16 protein-coding genes are annotated in these 17,758 nt (G+C 64.0%); 13 read left to right on the top strand and 3 right to left on the bottom strand.

Translation table 11 applies throughout. The features are described from left to right. The first annotated feature begins 4 nt into the window (after nt 1–4). Genes ASD76_RS10875 through ASD76_RS10860 form a run of 4 tightly spaced genes read left to right on the top strand, consistent with a single transcriptional unit; the run spans nt 5 to nt 4,420 of the window. Complete coding sequence (locus tag ASD76_RS10875) at nt 5–1,141, top strand: glycosyltransferase (protein ID WP_055922459.1); 1,137 nt, start codon at nt 5–7, stop codon at nt 1,139–1,141. Then, nucleotides 1,138–2,112 (top strand): endonuclease/exonuclease/phosphatase family protein, encoded by a 975-nt coding sequence (locus tag ASD76_RS10870; RefSeq protein WP_055922456.1) that lies wholly within the window; start codon nt 1,138–1,140, stop codon nt 2,110–2,112. Before ASD76_RS10875 ends, ASD76_RS10870 begins: the two co-directional genes overlap by 4 nt. Continuing rightward, nucleotides 2,109–3,458: an O-antigen ligase family protein gene (locus ASD76_RS10865; RefSeq protein WP_055922453.1), complete on the top strand. Its 1,350-nt coding sequence runs from the start codon at nt 2,109–2,111 to the stop codon at nt 3,456–3,458. The genes ASD76_RS10870 and ASD76_RS10865 overlap by 4 nt, the downstream gene beginning before the upstream one ends. Beyond that, a complete protein-coding gene (locus ASD76_RS10860; protein WP_055922451.1) occupies nt 3,458–4,420 on the top strand; it encodes a glycosyltransferase family 2 protein in 963 nt (320 codons plus the stop codon). The genes ASD76_RS10865 and ASD76_RS10860 overlap by 1 nt, the downstream gene beginning before the upstream one ends. Here ASD76_RS10860 and ASD76_RS10855 read toward each other — a convergent pair. Next, a complete protein-coding gene (locus tag ASD76_RS10855) occupies nt 4,417–5,118 on the bottom strand; it encodes a serine acetyltransferase (protein WP_055922448.1) in 702 nt (233 codons plus the stop codon). The genes ASD76_RS10860 and ASD76_RS10855 overlap by 4 nt on opposite strands. Before the next feature lie 234 nt (nt 5,119–5,352). Here ASD76_RS10855 and ASD76_RS10850 point away from each other — a divergent pair, with 234 nt between their 5' ends. Genes ASD76_RS10850 through ASD76_RS10825 form a run of 6 tightly spaced genes read left to right on the top strand, consistent with a single transcriptional unit; the run spans nt 5,353 to nt 11,398 of the window. Then, a complete protein-coding gene (locus tag ASD76_RS10850; protein WP_055922445.1) occupies nt 5,353–6,465 on the top strand; it encodes a glycosyltransferase family 4 protein in 1,113 nt (370 codons plus the stop codon). After that, entirely contained in the window at nt 6,459–7,952 is a 1,494-nt protein-coding gene (locus tag ASD76_RS10845) for a lipopolysaccharide biosynthesis protein (protein ID WP_055922442.1), read from the top strand. The genes ASD76_RS10850 and ASD76_RS10845 overlap by 7 nt, the downstream gene beginning before the upstream one ends. Before the next feature lie 19 nt (nt 7,953–7,971). Beyond that, nucleotides 7,972–9,018, top strand: a complete 1,047-nt coding sequence (locus ASD76_RS10840) for a polysaccharide pyruvyl transferase family protein (protein WP_082553730.1) — start codon at nt 7,972–7,974, stop codon at nt 9,016–9,018. Continuing rightward, complete coding sequence (locus ASD76_RS10835) at nt 9,018–9,887, top strand: glycosyltransferase family 2 protein (RefSeq protein ID WP_055922436.1); 870 nt, start codon at nt 9,018–9,020, stop codon at nt 9,885–9,887. Before ASD76_RS10840 ends, ASD76_RS10835 begins: the two co-directional genes overlap by 1 nt. Next, entirely contained in the window at nt 9,884–10,621 is a 738-nt protein-coding gene (locus ASD76_RS10830; protein WP_055922433.1) for a glycosyltransferase family 25 protein, read from the top strand. Before ASD76_RS10835 ends, ASD76_RS10830 begins: the two co-directional genes overlap by 4 nt. Before the next feature lie 18 nt (nt 10,622–10,639). Further along, nucleotides 10,640–11,398, top strand: a complete 759-nt coding sequence (locus tag ASD76_RS10825) for a rhodanese-related sulfurtransferase (RefSeq protein ID WP_055922430.1) — start codon at nt 10,640–10,642, stop codon at nt 11,396–11,398. 10 nt (nt 11,399–11,408) lie between these two features. Here ASD76_RS10825 and ASD76_RS17955 read toward each other — a convergent pair whose 3' ends face one another. Beyond that, entirely contained in the window at nt 11,409–11,621 is a 213-nt protein-coding gene (locus tag ASD76_RS17955; protein WP_082553729.1) for a hypothetical protein, read from the bottom strand. Between the two features lie 16 nt (nt 11,622–11,637). Continuing rightward, nucleotides 11,638–13,503: an ABC-F family ATP-binding cassette domain-containing protein gene (locus ASD76_RS10820; RefSeq protein ID WP_055922427.1), complete on the bottom strand. Its 1,866-nt coding sequence runs from the start codon at nt 13,501–13,503 to the stop codon at nt 11,638–11,640. A 276-nt stretch (nt 13,504–13,779) separates the two neighbouring features. Here ASD76_RS10820 and ASD76_RS10815 point away from each other — a divergent pair, with 276 nt between their 5' ends. Genes ASD76_RS10815 through ASD76_RS10805 form a run of 3 tightly spaced genes read left to right on the top strand, consistent with a single transcriptional unit; the run spans nt 13,780 to nt 17,757 of the window. Beyond that, nucleotides 13,780–15,192 carry an aspartate aminotransferase family protein gene (locus tag ASD76_RS10815; RefSeq protein WP_162249658.1) on the top strand — a complete coding sequence of 471 codons (1,413 nt, stop codon included), beginning with the start codon at nt 13,780–13,782 and terminating at the stop codon, nt 15,190–15,192. After that, nucleotides 15,192–16,769: a glycosyltransferase family 39 protein gene (locus tag ASD76_RS10810; RefSeq protein WP_055922420.1), complete on the top strand. Its 1,578-nt coding sequence runs from the start codon at nt 15,192–15,194 to the stop codon at nt 16,767–16,769. Before ASD76_RS10815 ends, ASD76_RS10810 begins: the two co-directional genes overlap by 1 nt. Then, nucleotides 16,762–17,757, top strand: coding sequence for a UbiA family prenyltransferase (locus ASD76_RS10805; protein WP_055922417.1), 996 nt, complete (start codon nt 16,762–16,764; stop codon nt 17,755–17,757). Before ASD76_RS10810 ends, ASD76_RS10805 begins: the two co-directional genes overlap by 8 nt. Nucleotide 17,758 lies beyond the last annotated feature (1 nt).

Raw genomic sequence — 17,758 nt, 5'->3', positions numbered from 1 at the left:
TCCGATGAGCAAACGGGTCGTGTTTGTCATCAACTCGCTGGCGGGTGGGGGAGCGGAGCGAGTGTTCAGCACCATCCTGTCCGCGTCTGCGCCTTATCGACGCGATTACGACGTCTCGGTGACGCTGCTCGATCGTGAGGACCGGGCGTACGAGCTGCCGCGCGACATGGGCGTCCGGCAACTGGACAGCCGGCACAGCTTGCCCCTCAGCATCGCCGGGCTGACCCGAGAGGCAAGGCGGGAGAAGGCCCAGCTTGCGGTCTCCTTCCTGACCCGAGCTAACGTTGCCGCTGCCTTCGCCATGATCGTGCGACGGAGGCCTTTCGTCATCAGCGAACGTGTCGACACGGCAGCTCACCTCGCCACTGGGCGCTTCGCTTGGGCGAGCCGGTTCCTGGTCCGGCTCACCTACCCGCGTGCGGCGGCCGTGATCGCGGTCTCGAGCGGGGTTGCCGACACGCTCGTCCGCGACTTCGGCGTCGAGCGGCAGCGGATTTCCGTCGTTTTCAACCCGGTCGATCTCGACAGGATTGCCAGGCTCGCTGCGGAGGAGCCTGCGATCGACATTCGCGGCGACGATTGCATCGCCATGGGGCGCCTGGTTCCGAACAAGAACTTCGCCCTGGCGATTGAGGCCTTCGCTCGCAGCGGCCGGAGCGGGCGGCTGGTGCTGATCGGCACCGGACCGCTTGAGGCGGAGCTACGCGCGCTCGCCGATCGAGTGGGCCTTGGCGAACGGCTGGTCATGCCCGGCTTCATCGAGAACCCTTATGCACTGCTGGCCCGCGCCGGCCTTTTCGTGCTGAGTTCCAATGCCGAGGGCTTTCCCAATGCGCTGGTCGAGGCGATGGCGGTCGGCCTGCCGGTGGTCGCTACCGATTGCCGCTCTGGGCCGTCGGAGGTTCTGGCGACAAGTCTCGACGGCGCCAAGGCGGCCGAGGGTGAGGGCGGTCTTCTGGTCCCGGCCAATGATGTTCCAGCGATGGCCGAAGCCATTGCCCTCATGGGGGACCGGAGCGTCAGCCGGGCGTTCGGCGAGCGAGGCAGGCGCCGGGCGGCCGAGTTCAGTGTCGACAAGGCGGTTGGGGCTTACTGGCAGATCATCGAGTCCGTCATCGGGAACGGAACGATCCGGTCATGACTTCGGGGCGCATCCGCTGGCGCCAAGCGTGCCTCATGATCGCCGTCGCGATCGTGCTGACCTTGCCGCTCGGGCGGCTGTCCGGGACTATCGATGCCTTCACCTCGTTCCTGCCGTTCGCTCCGCTGTTCGCGCTGGCGGCCCTCATTCCGGGACGGGGCAAGATGCCCGCCCTGATGCAGGGCGTTGCTGCTTGCGTCCTCGTTGTCACGGCGGTGGCGATAGTCCCGGAGGTTGCGACTACCGGACGAGCGCATGCGTCGGCCGCCTCAGGCCAGCGGCTGACCCTGATTACGCAGAACGTCGGCGTGGTGAACTCCGATCCGGTCGGGACCATCGACGCCTTGCTCGCCAGCGATGCGGATATCGTTGTGCTGCAGGAGACCGACGGCGCGGTTGCGCCCTATCACCAGCGGCTCAAGCAGCGCTTTCCCTATTACAGCCCCTGCCGCGAAGGCTGCTCCGCCGCGATCTATTCGCGGCTGCCGCTCACTGAAGCGCGCTACCGCGCCCGGGCAGCCGATGGCGCGGCGTTCGGCCCGCCGCTCCTCTGGGCGACGGTGAAGCTCGAGGACGGGACGCAGTTTCCGATCGTCACTTATCACCAGCCATGGCCGCTCCCCGCCGAGCGCCAGGCCGAATGGCGCAATGATCTGCCAGACGCGCTCGCCGCGCTTGGGACGCAGCGATTGATCCTGGCTGGCGACTTCAACCTGACGCCGTGGAGTTCGGCCATGGGGCAGCTAGATAGCGATCTCGCACCGCTCAGCCGGGGCACCCGCGCGGCGTTCAGTTTCCCGGCGCGGTTTGCTGGCCTTTCGTGGCCGGTTCCGTTCCTGCCCATCGATCATGTCTACACCGGGCCGCAGTGGTCGGTGCAGAACGTGGAGGTGCTGCCGGCCGTGGGGTCGGACCATCACGCCATCCGGGCCGACCTGGTGTTCGCCAATCCGACGGTGGCAGGCGGATGAGCGACAGTTTCTCCGACGTAGCCCCGATGCTTCCGGCCTACGCGCTGCTTCCGGCACTCTGCGTACTCACGCTCGGCGCCGTTTTCGCGCTGTGGATCGCGCAGGGGCTGGCGGCCCGCTTCGTCGTCTTTGCGATCTGGATGCGGCTCGTGCTGTCCGCGTTGCACGTCTACACTTACGCGCAGGTCGCCGGGGGCCTGTCGATCAACGCGCTGTTTTCGATCTTCGTTGTCGGGCTGGGCTTTCTGGTCGTCCGCAAGACGCTGTTGCTGAACAAGGCGGTGTTGCCGATCTACCTGCTCATCGGCGTCACCTTGCTCAGCGCCATGGCGAACGCGCGGGTGGTTCCCGGGTTCGATGTGCTGATCAAGTATCTCTATTTCCTGGTGATCGCGCTCGCGACCTACCAGGCGCTCCGAGAGAGCGACCGCGGATTCGGCCTCGCCGTGCTGCTCGCCTTCAGCCCGCTCGTGCTGCTGCAGCTGATCTCGGTGGTGCTGGGAATGCCCAAGGTCGCTCCCGACGGGTCGATCAGCTACATCGGCGGGTACAATCACGAAGCCGCCTTCTCGGTCGCGCTGGTCGGTCTGTTCTTCGCGGCCTGCCTCGCCAAGGGCACCAGCCTCACGATCCGCACCATAGCCATGGTGGCTGCAGCCGCCGGCATCTGGGTGGCCAACTATCGCACGGCCATGATCGGGATCCTCCCGCTCGGCTTTTACGCCACCGCGATGGGGGTTGGCCGGTGGGTCGAACCCAGGTTGCGCGCGGCCGTGATCATCGGGATGACGATGCTTGCGCTCGCGCTCGTGGTTTACGCGCTGGGAGCTTCCGAACGCTTCGTCGAGATCAAGAGTCTGCTCCAGGGCGAAGTCGATCTGCTGAAGCCGCCGGCCTCCTTCACGCAAGCCGACCAAGACCTGCTGAGCGCCCGGGCCTATATCTGGAGCCAGTATCTCTACGGCTGGGCCGACGGAAACGCGCTCCAGCACCTGCTCGGTTTCGGTCCGGACGCCTGGGAGGATCACTTTGAGATCTACGCCCACAACACCTTCGTCGGTATGCTTTTCGACGGTGGCCTGCTTGGCGTGGGGGCCATCGCCACGCTTCTCGGCACCGGTTTCGTGCTTGCCGCGAGGAGTGGCGAATTCGCGCCCCGGCTCCTGGCGGCGCATCTGAGCTTCCTCTTGCTCAACATGGCGACGATGCCCTTCTGGTTGATTGAGGGGCTCATTCTCTACGGCTATCTCTGGGGTCACACGATGCACGCCTACTACCGCCGAGCTCCGAAGTGGGAGTTCGATCCGGCCGACCTTGGCGCCTTGCGCTTCAACGGTAGCTTGTGATGCTTTCCGGTCGAGGACCCGGCAACGCGGCACCGCGCTTCTCGGTAATCACGCCGCTGTACAACAAGGCCCCTCATGTCGAAGCCACGATACGCAGCGCACTGAGTCAAAGCCGCCCACCCGAAGAGATCATCGTCATCGACGACGGCTCGACCGACGGCGGCCTAGAAATCGTGCGCGCGATCCAGGACGAACGGGTGCGCATTCTGACGCGCTCCCCGCCCGGACCTGGCGGCTATGCCGCGAGGAACCTCGGGATCAGGGCGGCCAAGGGGGACTGGGTCGCCTTCCTCGATGCCGACGATTTGTGGAGCGATCGTCACCTCGAGGGGCTTTCCACGGCGATCACTGACTGTCCCGAAACCGTCGGGTGCGCGTTCAGCCGGTTCGAGATAGTCGAAGAGGCCGGTCGTCGGCCTTACCGGCATTCCAACCGGCTGGTTCCAGGAAGGGCGCTTCCGCTTGAACTGCTTATCCAGGCCTGGCTCGATACCGAGCGCTGCCCTGTCTGGACAGGCGCCACGGCCATTCGCACCGACCTTCTGGTCGATGCCGGCCTGTTTCCAGAAGACGGCGCGAGGCGTGGCGGGGACAAGGACATGTGGCTTCGCGCGCTGGCGCTCTCAGAAGCGGTGTTCGTCGAACACTCCAGCGCCGAGTTCCACCAGGACACGGTCAATCGCGTAACACGTTCGACGCGCCATTCGAACGTGCCGGTCATCGTCTCGACTATAGCCGAACTGTTGGATGGCGTTACGCCCGAGCAACGCTCGCTGCTCAAGCGCCTGTCGAACCAGGAAGTGGTGCTCTACGCGCGTCACTCGGCCGGCAACGGAGTGCCCTTCGGGGCCGAGTTCTTCCGGGCGCTATACGCGCCCCGCCTGCGCGACAGCATCAGGATGGCCGGCTACTGGATTGCCGCGCAGGTCATGCGTTTACGGAAGCGGATCGGCGCCAGCTAAGGCAGCGCCCTCCCGTTCGCTGCGTAGCAAGCCGCAAGAAGCTCGGCCGGAACCGTGCGATTGACGTAGCCTTCGGAGCCTTCCTCCGAAATCACCTTGGCCGGGATACCTGCCACCACGCTGTTCGGGGGCACGTCTCGGGTCACCAGCGCGGAAACGCCGATCGCGCTATCGTCGCCGACCGTCACTTTGCCGATCACTTTCGCGCCGACGCCCATGAAGACCCGGTTACCGATCGTGGGAGTCCCGGCCCGTTTACCGCGGTTGGTTTGGCCGATCATGGTCATCGCGCTCAAGGTGACGTCATGCCCGATCTTGGTGTGGCCGTGCATGTAGATGCCGCCAAAGCGGTTGATGAACAGGCCCGGGTCGATCTCGGTGTATTCAGGGATCGCGATCCCGTATTTGTAGCGGCAGTGCAGCAGGATGAACTTGGCGATCGGATAGAGCGTCAGCCGAGTGATGCGCCCAGTCTTCAGGTAGCCGCTCAGCCGCATCCAGAAGGTGTACTTGTACCCGGGCGTAAACAGGAAGTGGCGCCAGAAGTGGAAGCGTCCGGCGTGGTAGCGATGCAGGTCGGCGGTGAGATAGAGCCGGAGCGCCCGAAACGATCTGAGGCAACCGCGCGAATGGGGTTTGGCGAGCGCTTCGAGATCGACCTCCTCTTCCCGTAGTTGGATCTTCGAGACCTCGGACATACCCACCTTTCCGCACCATTGTGCATCTGCGTACTTCCAACTGTCTATTACGCCTTTTGTTCTGCGCCATGGCCTCAGTTGGCGCGTTTTGTGAGCCCGTCTCAAGCCAGTCTCACTTCGGCGCTTTGCCCTCAAATGGCCGGAACGCATTCCGCCCCATGGCCGTATGCTGCGTTGCAACAGGGAGGCTGCGGTACCGCTGTGTTAACGTCGAATGGACGGCGAGGAGTTGCTATGGATCCTGCACGCTCTCGCCTGTGCGTGACGGGCTTGCGCGGCATTCCCGGCGTGATGGGTGGTGTCGAAACGCACTGCGAGGAGTTGCTCCCGCGTGTGGCGGTAAGCGCGCCCGAGTTTGAGATCGAAGTGCTGGGTCGCCGGCCCTACCTCGACGGGGCGCCGGACCAGTGTCAGGGCGTCCTGATCACTCCGCTTCCGTCGCCGCGGCAATCGCATTTGGAGGCGATCATCTCGACCGCGGTGGGGGTGTTCTACGCTCGCTGGAAGGGTGCCCGCGTCCTTCACATACACGCCATCGGCCCGGCGATCCTTACGCCCTTGGCCAGGCTGATGGGGCTCAAGGTCGTGATGACGCATCACGGTGATGACTACGAGCGCGCGAAATGGGGCCGGTTCGCCAAGTTGGTGCTCCGGACCGGCGAGCGATGGGGACTGAACTACGCCCATCACGTGATCGCCGTGTCGCCCTCGCTGGCCGAAAGGCTGGCGCACCAGTACCCGACTTGTGCGGCGAAGGTCCGCTACATACCGAACGGAGCTCCGGCGTTGAGCGACGATGTCCTCGGTTCGTCCGAGATCCTGTCGCGCTTCGGCGTGTCGGCCCGGAACTTCATCCTCGCGGTGGGTCGGTTCGTGCCGGAGAAGGGCTTCGACTACCTGATCGACGCGTTCCGCAAGAGCGGGACCGGGCGGAAACTGGTGATCGCCGGGGGGGCCGATCACGGTTCCGCCTACGCCCGCAAGATCATGCAAGAGGCGGGCGGAAACGTCATCCTCACGGGGCAGCAGCCGAGGCCGGTCCTGAAGGCCCTTTATCAAAACACCGACCTCTTCGTTCTACCGTCATTTCACGAGGGCTTGCCGATCACGGCACTTGAGGCGGGGCGCTGCGGTGCCCCGATGCTGCTTAGCGACATCCAGCCCAATCGCGATCTGGGCTTGGGAGAAGCGAACTACTTCCCGGTGGGCGATATCGATGCGCTGGCCGACAGGATGGGCCAACCGTCCGCTGAGTTCGGCGTGAATGTGCGAGACCTCAACAACCGCTTCGACTGGGACCAGATCGCCCAACATACGCTTGCCGTCTATCGGGAGGCCGCATGGTAGAGTTCCGCGGCAAACTCCTCGCCGGGGCCGGATGGATGGGCGCCTCGCGCCTCGCGGTGAATGCGCTCGGGTTCCTGAGCACGGTCGTTCTTGCCCGTATCCTTACGCCGGACGATTTCGGGCTCGTCGCGCTGGCCATGGCGATGATCCTGCTGATGTCGGCCATTACCGACACCTCGCTGGCGTCGGCTCTGGTCCAGCACGAGGATCCGGGAGAGGATCACTGCAACACCATCCTCACCATGGGGGTCATCCGCGGGGTGATCGCCGCAGGCCTTTTTGCGCTCGCCGCGAACCCGCTTGCGGACCTGTTCAGGGAACCGCGGCTGGTCGACGTGATGTACGTGCTGTCGATCACGCTCGTGCTGAGCGGATTTGCCAATCCGCGATCGATCCTGCTGACGAAAGATCTGATCTTCTGGCAGCAGTTCATGCTCCAGGTGTCCAAGAAGCTGACGCAGCTGCTGATCGCGGTGGGGCTGGCGCTGATCTACCGAAGCTATTGGGCGATGATCCTCGGGACCGTGATCGGACAGGCCGTTAGCGTCGTGGTCTCTTATTCCGTCCTGCCCTATCGGCCCCGGCCGGGGCTTAAGCACGCCCGCGAGCTGCTCGGCTTTTCGGTGTGGCTGACTCTTGGAAGCATCGTGCGGACCGCCAATTGGCGGATCGACCACCTGCTGATCGGCGGTTTTCTTGGCAGGCCCGCACTCGGCTACTACTCGATGGGCAGCAATCTTGCGGCGATGCCGACGCAGGAAGTGACAACGCCGCTTTTCTCGGCGCTGTTTCCCGCCTTTACCCGTGTCACCGATTCCACCGAGCGGCTGGTAAGGAACTACCGCCGCGCCCAGTCCACCGTGACCTGCGCGGTGCTCCCGCTCGGCGTAGGTGCGGCGCTGATCGCCGACCCCCTGATCCCGCTGCTCCTTGGCGAGAAATGGCGGCCGGCGGTCTTCGTGGTCCAGATGCTCTCGGCGGTATTCGCCTTGCAGACGATCGGCTCGCTGGCCCAACCGCTCGCGATGGCGACGGGGCGGACGAGGATGCTCTTCGTCCGGGACCTTCAGAATTTCGGCTTGCGGGTTCCCTTGATCGTCCTCGGCATGTTCCTCGCCGGCCTGCCGGGCATCTTGTGGGCCCGCGCGATCACCGGATCGATCGCGATCGGCTTCAACATGGCCGTCGTCCGATCGATCACCGGCCTGGGTTACAAAACGCAGTTGGTGGACAACCTGCGAGTGTTGGCGGCGGCCGCTATCATGACGGGCGGGGTCTTGCTTGCGCACGCGCAGCTATCGACCGGGCTGAGCTGGCAGGGGCAACTGATGGAACTCATCGCGCTGACCGTGATTGGCGCGTTCCTCTACATCGGGAGCCTGGCGGTCCTTTGGATCGCAGCGGGGATGCCCGACGGGCCCGAGAAGGAAATCGTGCAGATCTTTAAGCAAATGGGAAATCGCTTTGCCCAGTCATCGCAACAATAGCGCCAGGAAGGTCACCGACATGTCCGAAGCGCCCGGCTCGCAGGATGGGGCGGCTGTAGGGACTGTCCCGTGTTCCAGCGTGATTCTGATCGACGGGCAGCGAAAGCTGCTGCGCGAAGCCATCACGAAAATCCTCGCGCCAGGGCAAGATTACGCGCTCGTCGATTTTCCGAACTTTTCGAATGTCGGCGACAGCGCCATCTGGCTCGGCGCGCGGGCATTGCTGGAGGACGTCGCCGGCCGTCCCCCGGCCTATGTCGCGACGATCAAGGGGTTTGATGAGGCGGCGCTCAATGCCGCGGTCGGTGCAGGTCCGATCCTGATCAACGGCGGCGGCAACTTCGGCGACCTGTGGCCCGCGCATCAGGACTTGCGCGAAGACCTGCTCCGGCGCTTCCCGGGTCGCCCGATCGTTCAGCTGCCGCAATCGATCAAGTTTCAGGACCTGAGCCGCGCGCGGCAGTTCGCGGAGCTTAGCCGGCAACACGGCAACTTCACGCTCATGGTTCGCGACGAGGCAAGCCGTGAATTCGCGAGGGAAACGCTCGGGATCGAGGCTCCGCTGGTACCCGATTGCGCCGTCTATCTGGGGCCGCAGCAGCGACGGGCGTCTCCCCAAGTCGGCACGGTCCTGTTGCTCCGCACCGACTCCGAACGCACCGGCGTGGAGCGGGGCTCGCTTGGAGCGCTCGAAAATTCCCAGCTCGTCGATTGGATCGAGGAGCCCTCCGGCCTGTTCAGGAACGCGAAACGGCAAGCTCGGGTCGAGGCGCTGCTTCGCGCGCAATTCTCCCGCTCGGCCAGGCGGCTGACGCTGTTCGATCGGCTTGCCCGCCAGCGGCTCGAGCGCGGGCTGACGATGCTCTCGCAGGGAGAGGCGGTGATCACCGATCGGCTCCACGGCCACATTCTCTCGCTGCTGCTCGACATGCCGCACGTCACGCTCGACAACAGCTACGGCAAGGTTTCCGGCTACGTCGCGGCGTGGAACCGGAACTATGAGCACCATCGGCTGGCCGTGAGCGCCGAAACGGCCCTGGCCGCGCGCGGGGAACTCATTCGATAATGTGTGACACGATAGACAAACTGTACTTCAGCGCGATCATTCCGACACACCTTCGCGCGGACCTGCTTTCGGAGGCCATCTCGAGTGTCGCTGCGCAGTCGATGCCGCCGCTAGAACTGATCGTCGTCAGCGACGTGGACGAAAACACGACGCGCGAACTGGTCGCCGCCCTGCAGCCCGGCATTCCTTTCCCGTTGCGTTATGTCGTCAACCGCAATGAGCCGGGAGCCTGCGGCTCACGCAACCTGGGCGCGCAGCTGGCAGTCTGTGACTGGCTGGCGTTCCTCGACGATGACGACTTGTGGCGGCCTGAATTCCTGCGTCGCTCTGCCGAAACCGCCCTTCGGGACGGCGCGTCCCTGATCCTGACGACCCTGGTTGAACGCTCCCCAGAGCGGGAAGATCGCATCCGTTCCTTCCCGGAAGGCCTCGACCAGAAGTCGCTCTTCAGCGTCCCGGGCGGCATGACGGGAAGCAACTTCGCCATCACGCGGGACCGATTCCTGGCGGCCGGCGGGTTCGACCCGAAGGTCCGTGTGTTCAACGACTGGGATCTGCTGTTCCGCCTTATCGCCGCGGACCCCGCCTATGCGGTCGTAGAGGAGCCGCTGGTGGAATGGAGGCAACATGAGGGCGAGCGCATCGGTTCACGGTCGCTGAAGCGCGCCCAGGGCCTGGAGTTCTTCGTCGACCGTTACGCGCGGTACATGCCGCCTGAGCTGATTGCCGAACTGCGCGCGACCGCTGCATCGATACGCCGGGACTTGAGCGGAAGCTGGGCCGGCTACTTCGAACACAGCTTGGCGATCGCAAAGGCGCGCGGGGTTACGGGCGTGCTGAAGAAGAAGTTGGGCGTGGCTCGCTCATGAAAGTGAAAGTCCTCGTTGTCAGCCTCGACACGGCCAGCGAGCGCCGTGCCCGATTTTCAGCCACGGCACCCGAAGACGCGCTCGACTGGACGTTTTTCGACGCGCATCGCGGCCTCGCGCCGGGCCTGCACTATGACGAGGCGGAGGCCGTCCGCCGCAAAGGCCGCCCGCTCAAGCCCGGTGAACTCGGCTGCTATTCGAGCCACTATGCCATCTGGCAGCAGCTGCTCGAAAGCGATGACGATGCTTACATCGTGCTTGAGGATGACGTGGTTCCCGACTGGCAGTTCCTGGCGGCACTCGCGCGGCAGCCGCTGGTCGAGCGCGGCATTCGCTACCTGAGGCTCTATTACAAATACCCTGCACGCTACATCGTGCGGGAACGGAACTTCGTCCGCCGTTCGACCTCGATCATCGAACTGCTCGATCTTGCGTTCGGCACCCAGGGCTACGTCATCACCAAGCCAGCGGCAGCGATCTTCGTGGAGACCTTTCGCAATGTCGTCAGGCCCATCGACGACCAGCTCGACCGTCATTGGGAACACGGGGTGCCCAACCTCAGCGTTTTTCCATTCCCGTTGTTCGAAATGATGCTGGAATCGGACATTGGCGACGACCGGTTCGCCGCTCAACCACCGAGAACGCTAGCCAGGCGCGTCGACATGTGGCGGGACCGGATAAACAAACGCATCTCGGTCGCGCGCCGACGTCGCTCCTCGACAAGATCAGCTTGAGCGCTATGGGGCGGCGCGATGAGTCTTACCGTTGCCGCCCTCTACCGTTTTGCGCCTTTCGACGAGCCCGCCGCGCTGCGTGAGCCGCTGCTCGGCTTGTGCGCGGAACAGGGGGTCAAAGGCACGCTGCTGCTTGCGCGTGAAGGGATCAACGGGACGATCGCGGGCAGTGCCGTGGCGATCGCGGCGGTAATCGAGCACATAAGGGGGCTTCCTGGCTGCGCCGAACTCGACGTCAAATATTCGCTGGCGGCGTCGATGCCATTTCAGCGGCTGAAGGTGCGGCTGAAGAAGGAAATCGTGACCATGAAGGTTCCGGGGATCGACCCGGCGCGCGATGCTGGAACCTACATCGACCCCGCTGCCTGGAATGCACTGGCAGACGATCCCAACACGGTGCTGATCGATACGCGGAACGCTTTCGAAGTGAGCTATGGCAGCTTCGATGGTGCGGTGAATCCGCAGACCCAGGCCTTTGGCGACTTTCCCGGATGGTGGCGCGCCAATGCCCAGACCTTCGCCGGCAAACGCATCGCGATGTACTGCACCGGCGGCATCCGCTGCGAGAAGTCGACCGCATTCCTGCGCGCAGAGGGCGTGGACGATGTCGTCCATCTAAAGGGGGGGATACTCGCCTACCTGGAGCAGGTGCCCGAGAGCGAGAGCCGCTGGCAGGGTAGCTGCTTCGTCTTCGACGAAAGAGTCAGCGTCGGGCACGGGTTGGTAGAGGTCGGGGAGAAGCCGGAAGGCCATTCGCCGTCCGGGGATCAAGGCTAGCGCGCCAGGGTCACTTGTCGGTACCTTGCGACTGGGTGGGCTCACCCTGACGCTCGTATGTCGGCACCCGCTTGCCCTTGGTCCGGCTGGTCAGGTGAAACCTGCCGCATCGATCGCAGCGATAGGGCCTGAGCCGCAAGCCATCACGCAGCGCAGCTGCAGTGGCGTCCTCTTCAGAGCCGTAGCGTACCTTCTTCTTGCAGATGCTCAGCCTGGTTCGCACCCAGCCTCTCCAGCAATTACGCGGCTTGACCTTCCAGGCGCTCGCTTGCGGCCATCCAGCGCAGCTCCGCGCGTTCAAGCTCCTCGCCGATTTCCGCTCTCCGGCGAGCAAGCTCGCCCATCGTCAGCCCGCGGAGCGCTGCCTCCGCCGACGTGGGGTCGGCCATCGCAAGGTCGATGCTGGTGGCCTGGGCGTGCAGCCGCGCGATCGCCGCTTCCGCGTCCGAGACTTCCTTGCCGATCTGCCGGGCCTCCTCGCGCGCCTGGGCGGCGGCCTTGCGGTCCTTCTTCTCGCCCTTCGGTCGCGAACCCGCCTTTGGCTGGTTCCGGCCCAGCACGAAGTCGATGTAGTCTTCGATACTGCCTGCGTAGTCCACCGCAGTGCCGTTATCGACGAGTACCAGGCGGTCGGCGGTCAGTTCGACCATGTGGCGGTCGTGGCTGATCAGGATGACCGCCCCGTCGAAGTCGTTGAGCGCCTGAACCAGGGCCTCGCGTGCGTCGACGTCGAGGTGGTTGGTCGGTTCGTCGAGGATCAGCAAATGCGGCGCATCGCGCGTGATCAACGCCAGCGCCAGCCTGGCGCGTTCTCCGCCGGAGAGCTGGCCGACCTTGGTCATGGCGCGATTGCCTGAGAACCCGAACCGGCCGAGCTGGGCCCTGACCGCGCCCGGCGTCATGCCCTTCATGGCTCGGGTCATGTGCTCAAGCGGCGTATCGTCGGAGGCGAGTTCTTCCACCTGGTACTGGGTGAAATAGCCGACCCGCATCCGGCCCGAGGCCTGCATCTGGCCATCGAGCGGGCTGAGCTGTGCGGCCAGAAGGCGCGCGAGCGTGGTCTTGCCGTTACCGTTGCGGCCGAGCAGCGCGATCCGGTCGTCGGGATCGATCCGCAGGTTGAGCCGCTGGAGGATCGGCGTTCCACCATATCCCACCGCCGCCAGGTCGAGCGTGATCAGCGGCGGGCGCATCTCGTCGGGGCTGGGGAAGTCGAAGCTGAGGCTCGGGTCCTCCATCAGCGCGGCAATGGGCTGCATCTTGGACAGCATCTTGGCGCGCGACTGGGCCTGTTTCGCGGTCGAGGCGCGGGCGCTGTTGCGCGCGACATAGTCCTGCAGCCTGGCGCGCTGGGCATCCTGCGAGGCTTTCGCCGCGGCCAGCTGCGCGGCGCGCTCGGCCCGCTGGGTCTCGAACGCGTCATAGCCGCCGGGGTAGAGGGTCAGCTTGCCGCCTTGCAGGTGGACGATCGTGTCGACCACGTTGTTAAGCAGGTCGCGTTCGTGGCTGATGATGATCAGCGTTCCGGGATAGGCCTTGAGAAAGTTCTCCAGCCACAGCGTCGATTCGAGGTCGAGGTGGTTTGACGGTTCGTCGAGCAGGAGCACGTCGGGCGCCGAGAATAGCAGCGCAGCCAGAGCCACGCGCATTTTCCAACCGCCGGAGAAGCTGTCGAGCGGCCGCGCCTGCATGTCCTCGTCGAAGCCGAGCCCCGTCAGGATGATCGCCGCACGTGAGGGGGCGGTATAGGCGTCGATGGCGAGCAGTCGCTCGTGAATGTCGCCAAGCCGGTCGGGATCGGTGCAATGTTCTGCTTCGTCAAGCAATTGCGCCCGCTCAACGTCCGCAGCGAGCACTGCCTCAAACGGAGTAATGGTCCCGTTTGGCGCTTCTTGAGCGATATAGCCCAGCTTCGTGCGGCGGGGCATTTCGATGGACCCTTCGTCAGGATCGAGCTGGCCCACAAGGACCTTCATCAAGGTCGACTTGCCCGCGCCATTGCGGCCAATCAGCCCGACACGGCCGCCTGGAGGGATAGCAGCCGAGGCGCGGTCGAGGATCGTGCGGCCGCCGAGGCGCACAGTGATGTTGTTGATCGTGATCATGTCCGGCGGGGCCCCTAGCAGTGCAACGCAGCAATCCCAACCGGCGGATTAAGACAGGGCGCGAAATTCGAACTCTGTCCGCCTTCCGCCGCGGCCGTACCCAAAAGACTACTGCTTTGGAGAGGTGCGCTGCCCATCGGGACTATGGAGGTCTGTAGATGCCGCTGAGTTTTCGCATGGGCTAAAGAAAAGGAGACCTTTCAGTGAGGATTCTCCGTGACGGCAATCGGTAGAGCACCAGAAATGCGACGGGACCGGCTTGTCGGTAAGAGCCTGTTGACCCTCGATCAGTGCCTGGGCCTCGACAACGCAGCGGCAATGGAGCTCTATTCGCAGCACCTGAACAAGTACATGTTGCAGGTGTTCGATATTCTGGGCCTGCGGGACATCGATATCGCTAGCGCGCAGGGCGCTGAGATTACCCTCACCGATGGCCGCAAGATCCTGGATTTCTCAGGCGGGTTCGGAGTTCTCGGGCTGGGTCACAATCACCCGCGGATCATCGCCGCCGAACGCCGATGCCACGACGAGCATGTGATCGATTGCATCAAGATCGCCCCGCACAAGCTGCAGGGTGCGCTGGCCTACAATATTTCGCGCATGCTGCCCGAACCGCTCGACGTTTCCTTCCTGGCCGTGTCGGGCGCCGAGGCCAACGAGGCGGCGATGAAGCTCGCGGAGCGGGTGCAGACGCCCAAGGGCAAGACCAAGTTCCTGTGCATGCGGGGTGCGTTCCACGGCAAGACCCACGGAGCGCTGTCGCTGACCACGGCGACCGACGTCCAGACCGGTTTCCTCCTGGGCGTTCCCAAGGAGAACATGATCTACGCCGAATTCGGCAATATCGAATCCGTGCGCGAAGCCATTCAGCGGGAGACCCAGGCCAAGGGGAACCGCATCATCGCCGGGATCGTCGAGACGATCCGCGGCACATCGTGCGAGACCCCGCCGCCGGGTTACCTTGAGGAATTCGTGCGCATCTGCCGCGAAGCGGACATCCTGACGATCTTCGACGAGATCAAGGTCGGCATGGGGCGGACCGGGCAGTTCTGCGCCTTCCAGCACTCCGAGGCCGTTCCCGACATCGTCACCATGGGCAAGACCCTGGGCGGCGGCAAACGCGAGATGGCGGCGATGGTCACCTCGCAGGCGCTGTGGGACAACGCCTACGGCAGCAAGAACGACTGCAACCTCCACAGCTCGAGCTTCAGCGGGATGGGCGAGTCCTGTGCCGTTGCCATCGAGACGCTCAACATCCTCGAAGGCGAGCGGCTGATCGAACGCGCGGGCCGCATCGGCGAGCACCTGAAAGCCGGTCTAGCGCGCCTGAGGATCAAGTACCCGCACACCATCGTCGAGCTCAGGGGCAAAGGCTGTTTCCAGGCGGTGCGCCTGAACTTCGGCGAGGAGCTTGCGGCCAAACTGGTCGACATTCGCAAGAACCCGGTGTTCGTGACCTATCAAACGGTATTGATTGGCGCGCTGACTCGCGAACTGTTCGAGCGGCACTCGATCCTGGCGCACTTCCAGCCGGGCGCGCGTGAAGTGCTGCACTTCATGCCACCCTACATCGTCGATGAAGCGCAAGTCGATCGGCTGGTCGATGCGCTGGACGACGTTCTCGGGCGCGGGATTGCGGATGCCACGGTCCGCTTCGTTGCCAAGAACATCAAGCGAATATTTGGCTGATGGCTACGCTCTTCCCCACGCAGGCATCCACTCGAAGCCGCGACAGTAGCGCCACCAACCGGCAGCTGATTCTGGCGTGGCTGGCAGTGCTGATCCCCTCGATCGGCTTGTTCATAGCGAACACCTGGCAGGGCATTGGCATCTACATCGACAGCACTCGCTACATGGGTCTCAGCCCGGTCGGGTTCGATGCGCCGATGTACCACTGGCTGCTCGTCGGCGGGCGGGCCCTGGGCTTCACCTTTGACCAAGTGGCGATGTTCTTCGCGGCGATCTTCATAGTCGCCAATGTCAGCCTGGTCTTTGCGCTCATCGCCCGGGCTACCAAGGGATGGGTGTTTGCCTTCGCAGGAACGGCCCTGATCGCATTCTCGCCTCAATTCGTCACACTTCATACTGGCGCGTTGTCGGAACCGCCGTTCCTGCTGTGTGTGTTGCTGACCCTGTGGGCGATCCTGAACTACTTCGAGAGCGAGCGGCTTTCCTGGCTCATCATTTCGGCGCTCTTGATTGCCGTCGGTTCGCTGACCCGCTTCACCATGCCCCCGCTCGGCGCGGCGATCGCTTGTGTGATCCTGCTCGTTCCTGGGAGAGCGCTCGCGGCGAAGATCAAGGATATCGCCATCCTGGGTGGGTTGAGCGGAGTCCTGTTCTTCACCTGGGTCGTGATCAGCCAGTTGGAAGTAGGACGTTCGATCGGTCGCGATCTCTGGTTCTACGGGACGATGGGTCCGGCAGAGTGGCGCGCCAGCGCCGGGGCAATGGCGGCATGGGTCCTGCCGAAACCGGCTCCCTTCTCGATACGCTTTCTCGCGGTCTTGACCGTGATCTGCTTTGCCGCCTGGCGCTGGTTACTCACTGCGCGTCAGTTGCGCCGTGACCCGGAAGCTGGAGTTGACGACGCGGCGATTTCGCTGCCGCTCATCCTCGGGGCCTTCTTCGTCTTCTACCTGGCCTTCGTGGGCCTGTCGGTTTCGATCGAGGCCAATCTCAGCCTGACGGGCCGATACGCTTTCCCGGCTTACGCGCTCCTGGTCATGCTGGTGTCGATCGAGGCTTCGAAGCTGACGCGAGACGTCCTCGTCGAGCGCGTGGCTCTCTATGGCCTCGCCGCGCTCTCCGTTGTGGTCCTCGCCGGCCACCTGGTCAGGACAAGCTCGCGCACTATCGAAGTGGCTCGTGAGGGCTATGGCTTCCAGTCGATCCAGTGGCGCAACTCGCCCACGATGGCCAAGGTCAGGACGCTCCCGGCCGGAACGCGCATCTATTCGAACGCGCCTGACGTGATCGCCTACATGACCGGGCGGACTGCCGGGTTCAGCCCACACGAGAAGCAGTTGCGCACCAACCTGCCTGAGCCCGGCAATCCGCTGGAGAAACAACTCGGACGGATCCGGGAAGAAGCGAACTCAGGCGAGATCGCCATCGTGTTCTTCGACGGCATCGACTGGCGGTTCTACTTGGCGGACGAGCAGGTTGTTGCCGCCTCCCTGCCGGTGACGTTGGTCGGGGACTTCGCCGACGGCAGGGTCTATCGCCTGGTTTCCGACGGCAGCGAAAGCGCTCAAGGTGACTGAGGTCATCGCGCCCGTCGCGTCGCGGCAATCGAAGCTGAGCGATTACCTGTCGCTCGCGCGCTTCGATCACATCACCAAGCACGTCTTCATTCTGCCGGGTATTGTCCTGGCCTACACGCTGCGCGAGCCGTCATTGGCCGATGCCGTGTGGAAGGTTCCGGTTGGCTTGTTGTCGGCGATCGCCATCGCTTCGGCGAACTACGTGATCAACGAATGGCTGGATCGGGAGTTCGACGCCCACCATCCGACAAAATCGCGCCGGGCGGCTGTCGCCTGCTCGCTCTCGCCAGCTCTGGTCACGGCGGAATACCTGATTTTCGCCGTGCTCGGCATGGTGCTCGCCAAGGCGCTGGGTGGCTATTTCTTCCTCGCCTCGGCAGCGTTCCTGATCTCTGGGCTGATCTACAACGTCCGCCCGATCCGGTCGAAGGACCGGCCATTCGTCGATGTGATCTCTGAATCGGTCAACAACCCGATACGGCTGACTCTCGGCTGGCTGATGATCGACCAGACCAGCCTCCCGCCGCTCAGCTTGCTTCTGGCCTATTGGTTCGGTGGGGCGTTCCTGATGGGATCGAAGCGCCTGTCCGAGTATCGCGATATCGTCGCAAGCGAAGGGCTCGCGACGCTGCAAAGCTACCGCCGATCGTTCAGCGGCTACACGGCGGAAAGCCTGACGGTCAGCTGCCTGGTCTACGCGATGGTCTCGTCGTTCTTCGTCGGCGTGTTCCTGATCAAGTACCGGCTCGAGTTTCTCCTGGCGTTTCCCTTCATCGTGGGTCTGTTCGGATGCTATTTCTGGCTGGCGATGATGAAGGATTCGATCGCGCAACGGCCCGAGAGGATGTTCCGTTCACGGCGCCTGATGACCATGCTGATGGTCACGGCTCTCGCTCTGCTGCTGCTGTCCTTTGCGGACATTCCGGAATTGCGCCAACTGACCGAGCGCACTTTCACGCCTGTCGAGATGAAGGGGGCCGGAGGTTAAC

It is taken from the genome of Altererythrobacter sp. Root672 (assembly GCF_001427865.1).
Taxonomy (GTDB): Bacteria; Pseudomonadota; Alphaproteobacteria; order Sphingomonadales; family Sphingomonadaceae; genus Croceibacterium_A.
This window is presented reverse-complemented; position numbering and strand designations above follow the sequence as displayed.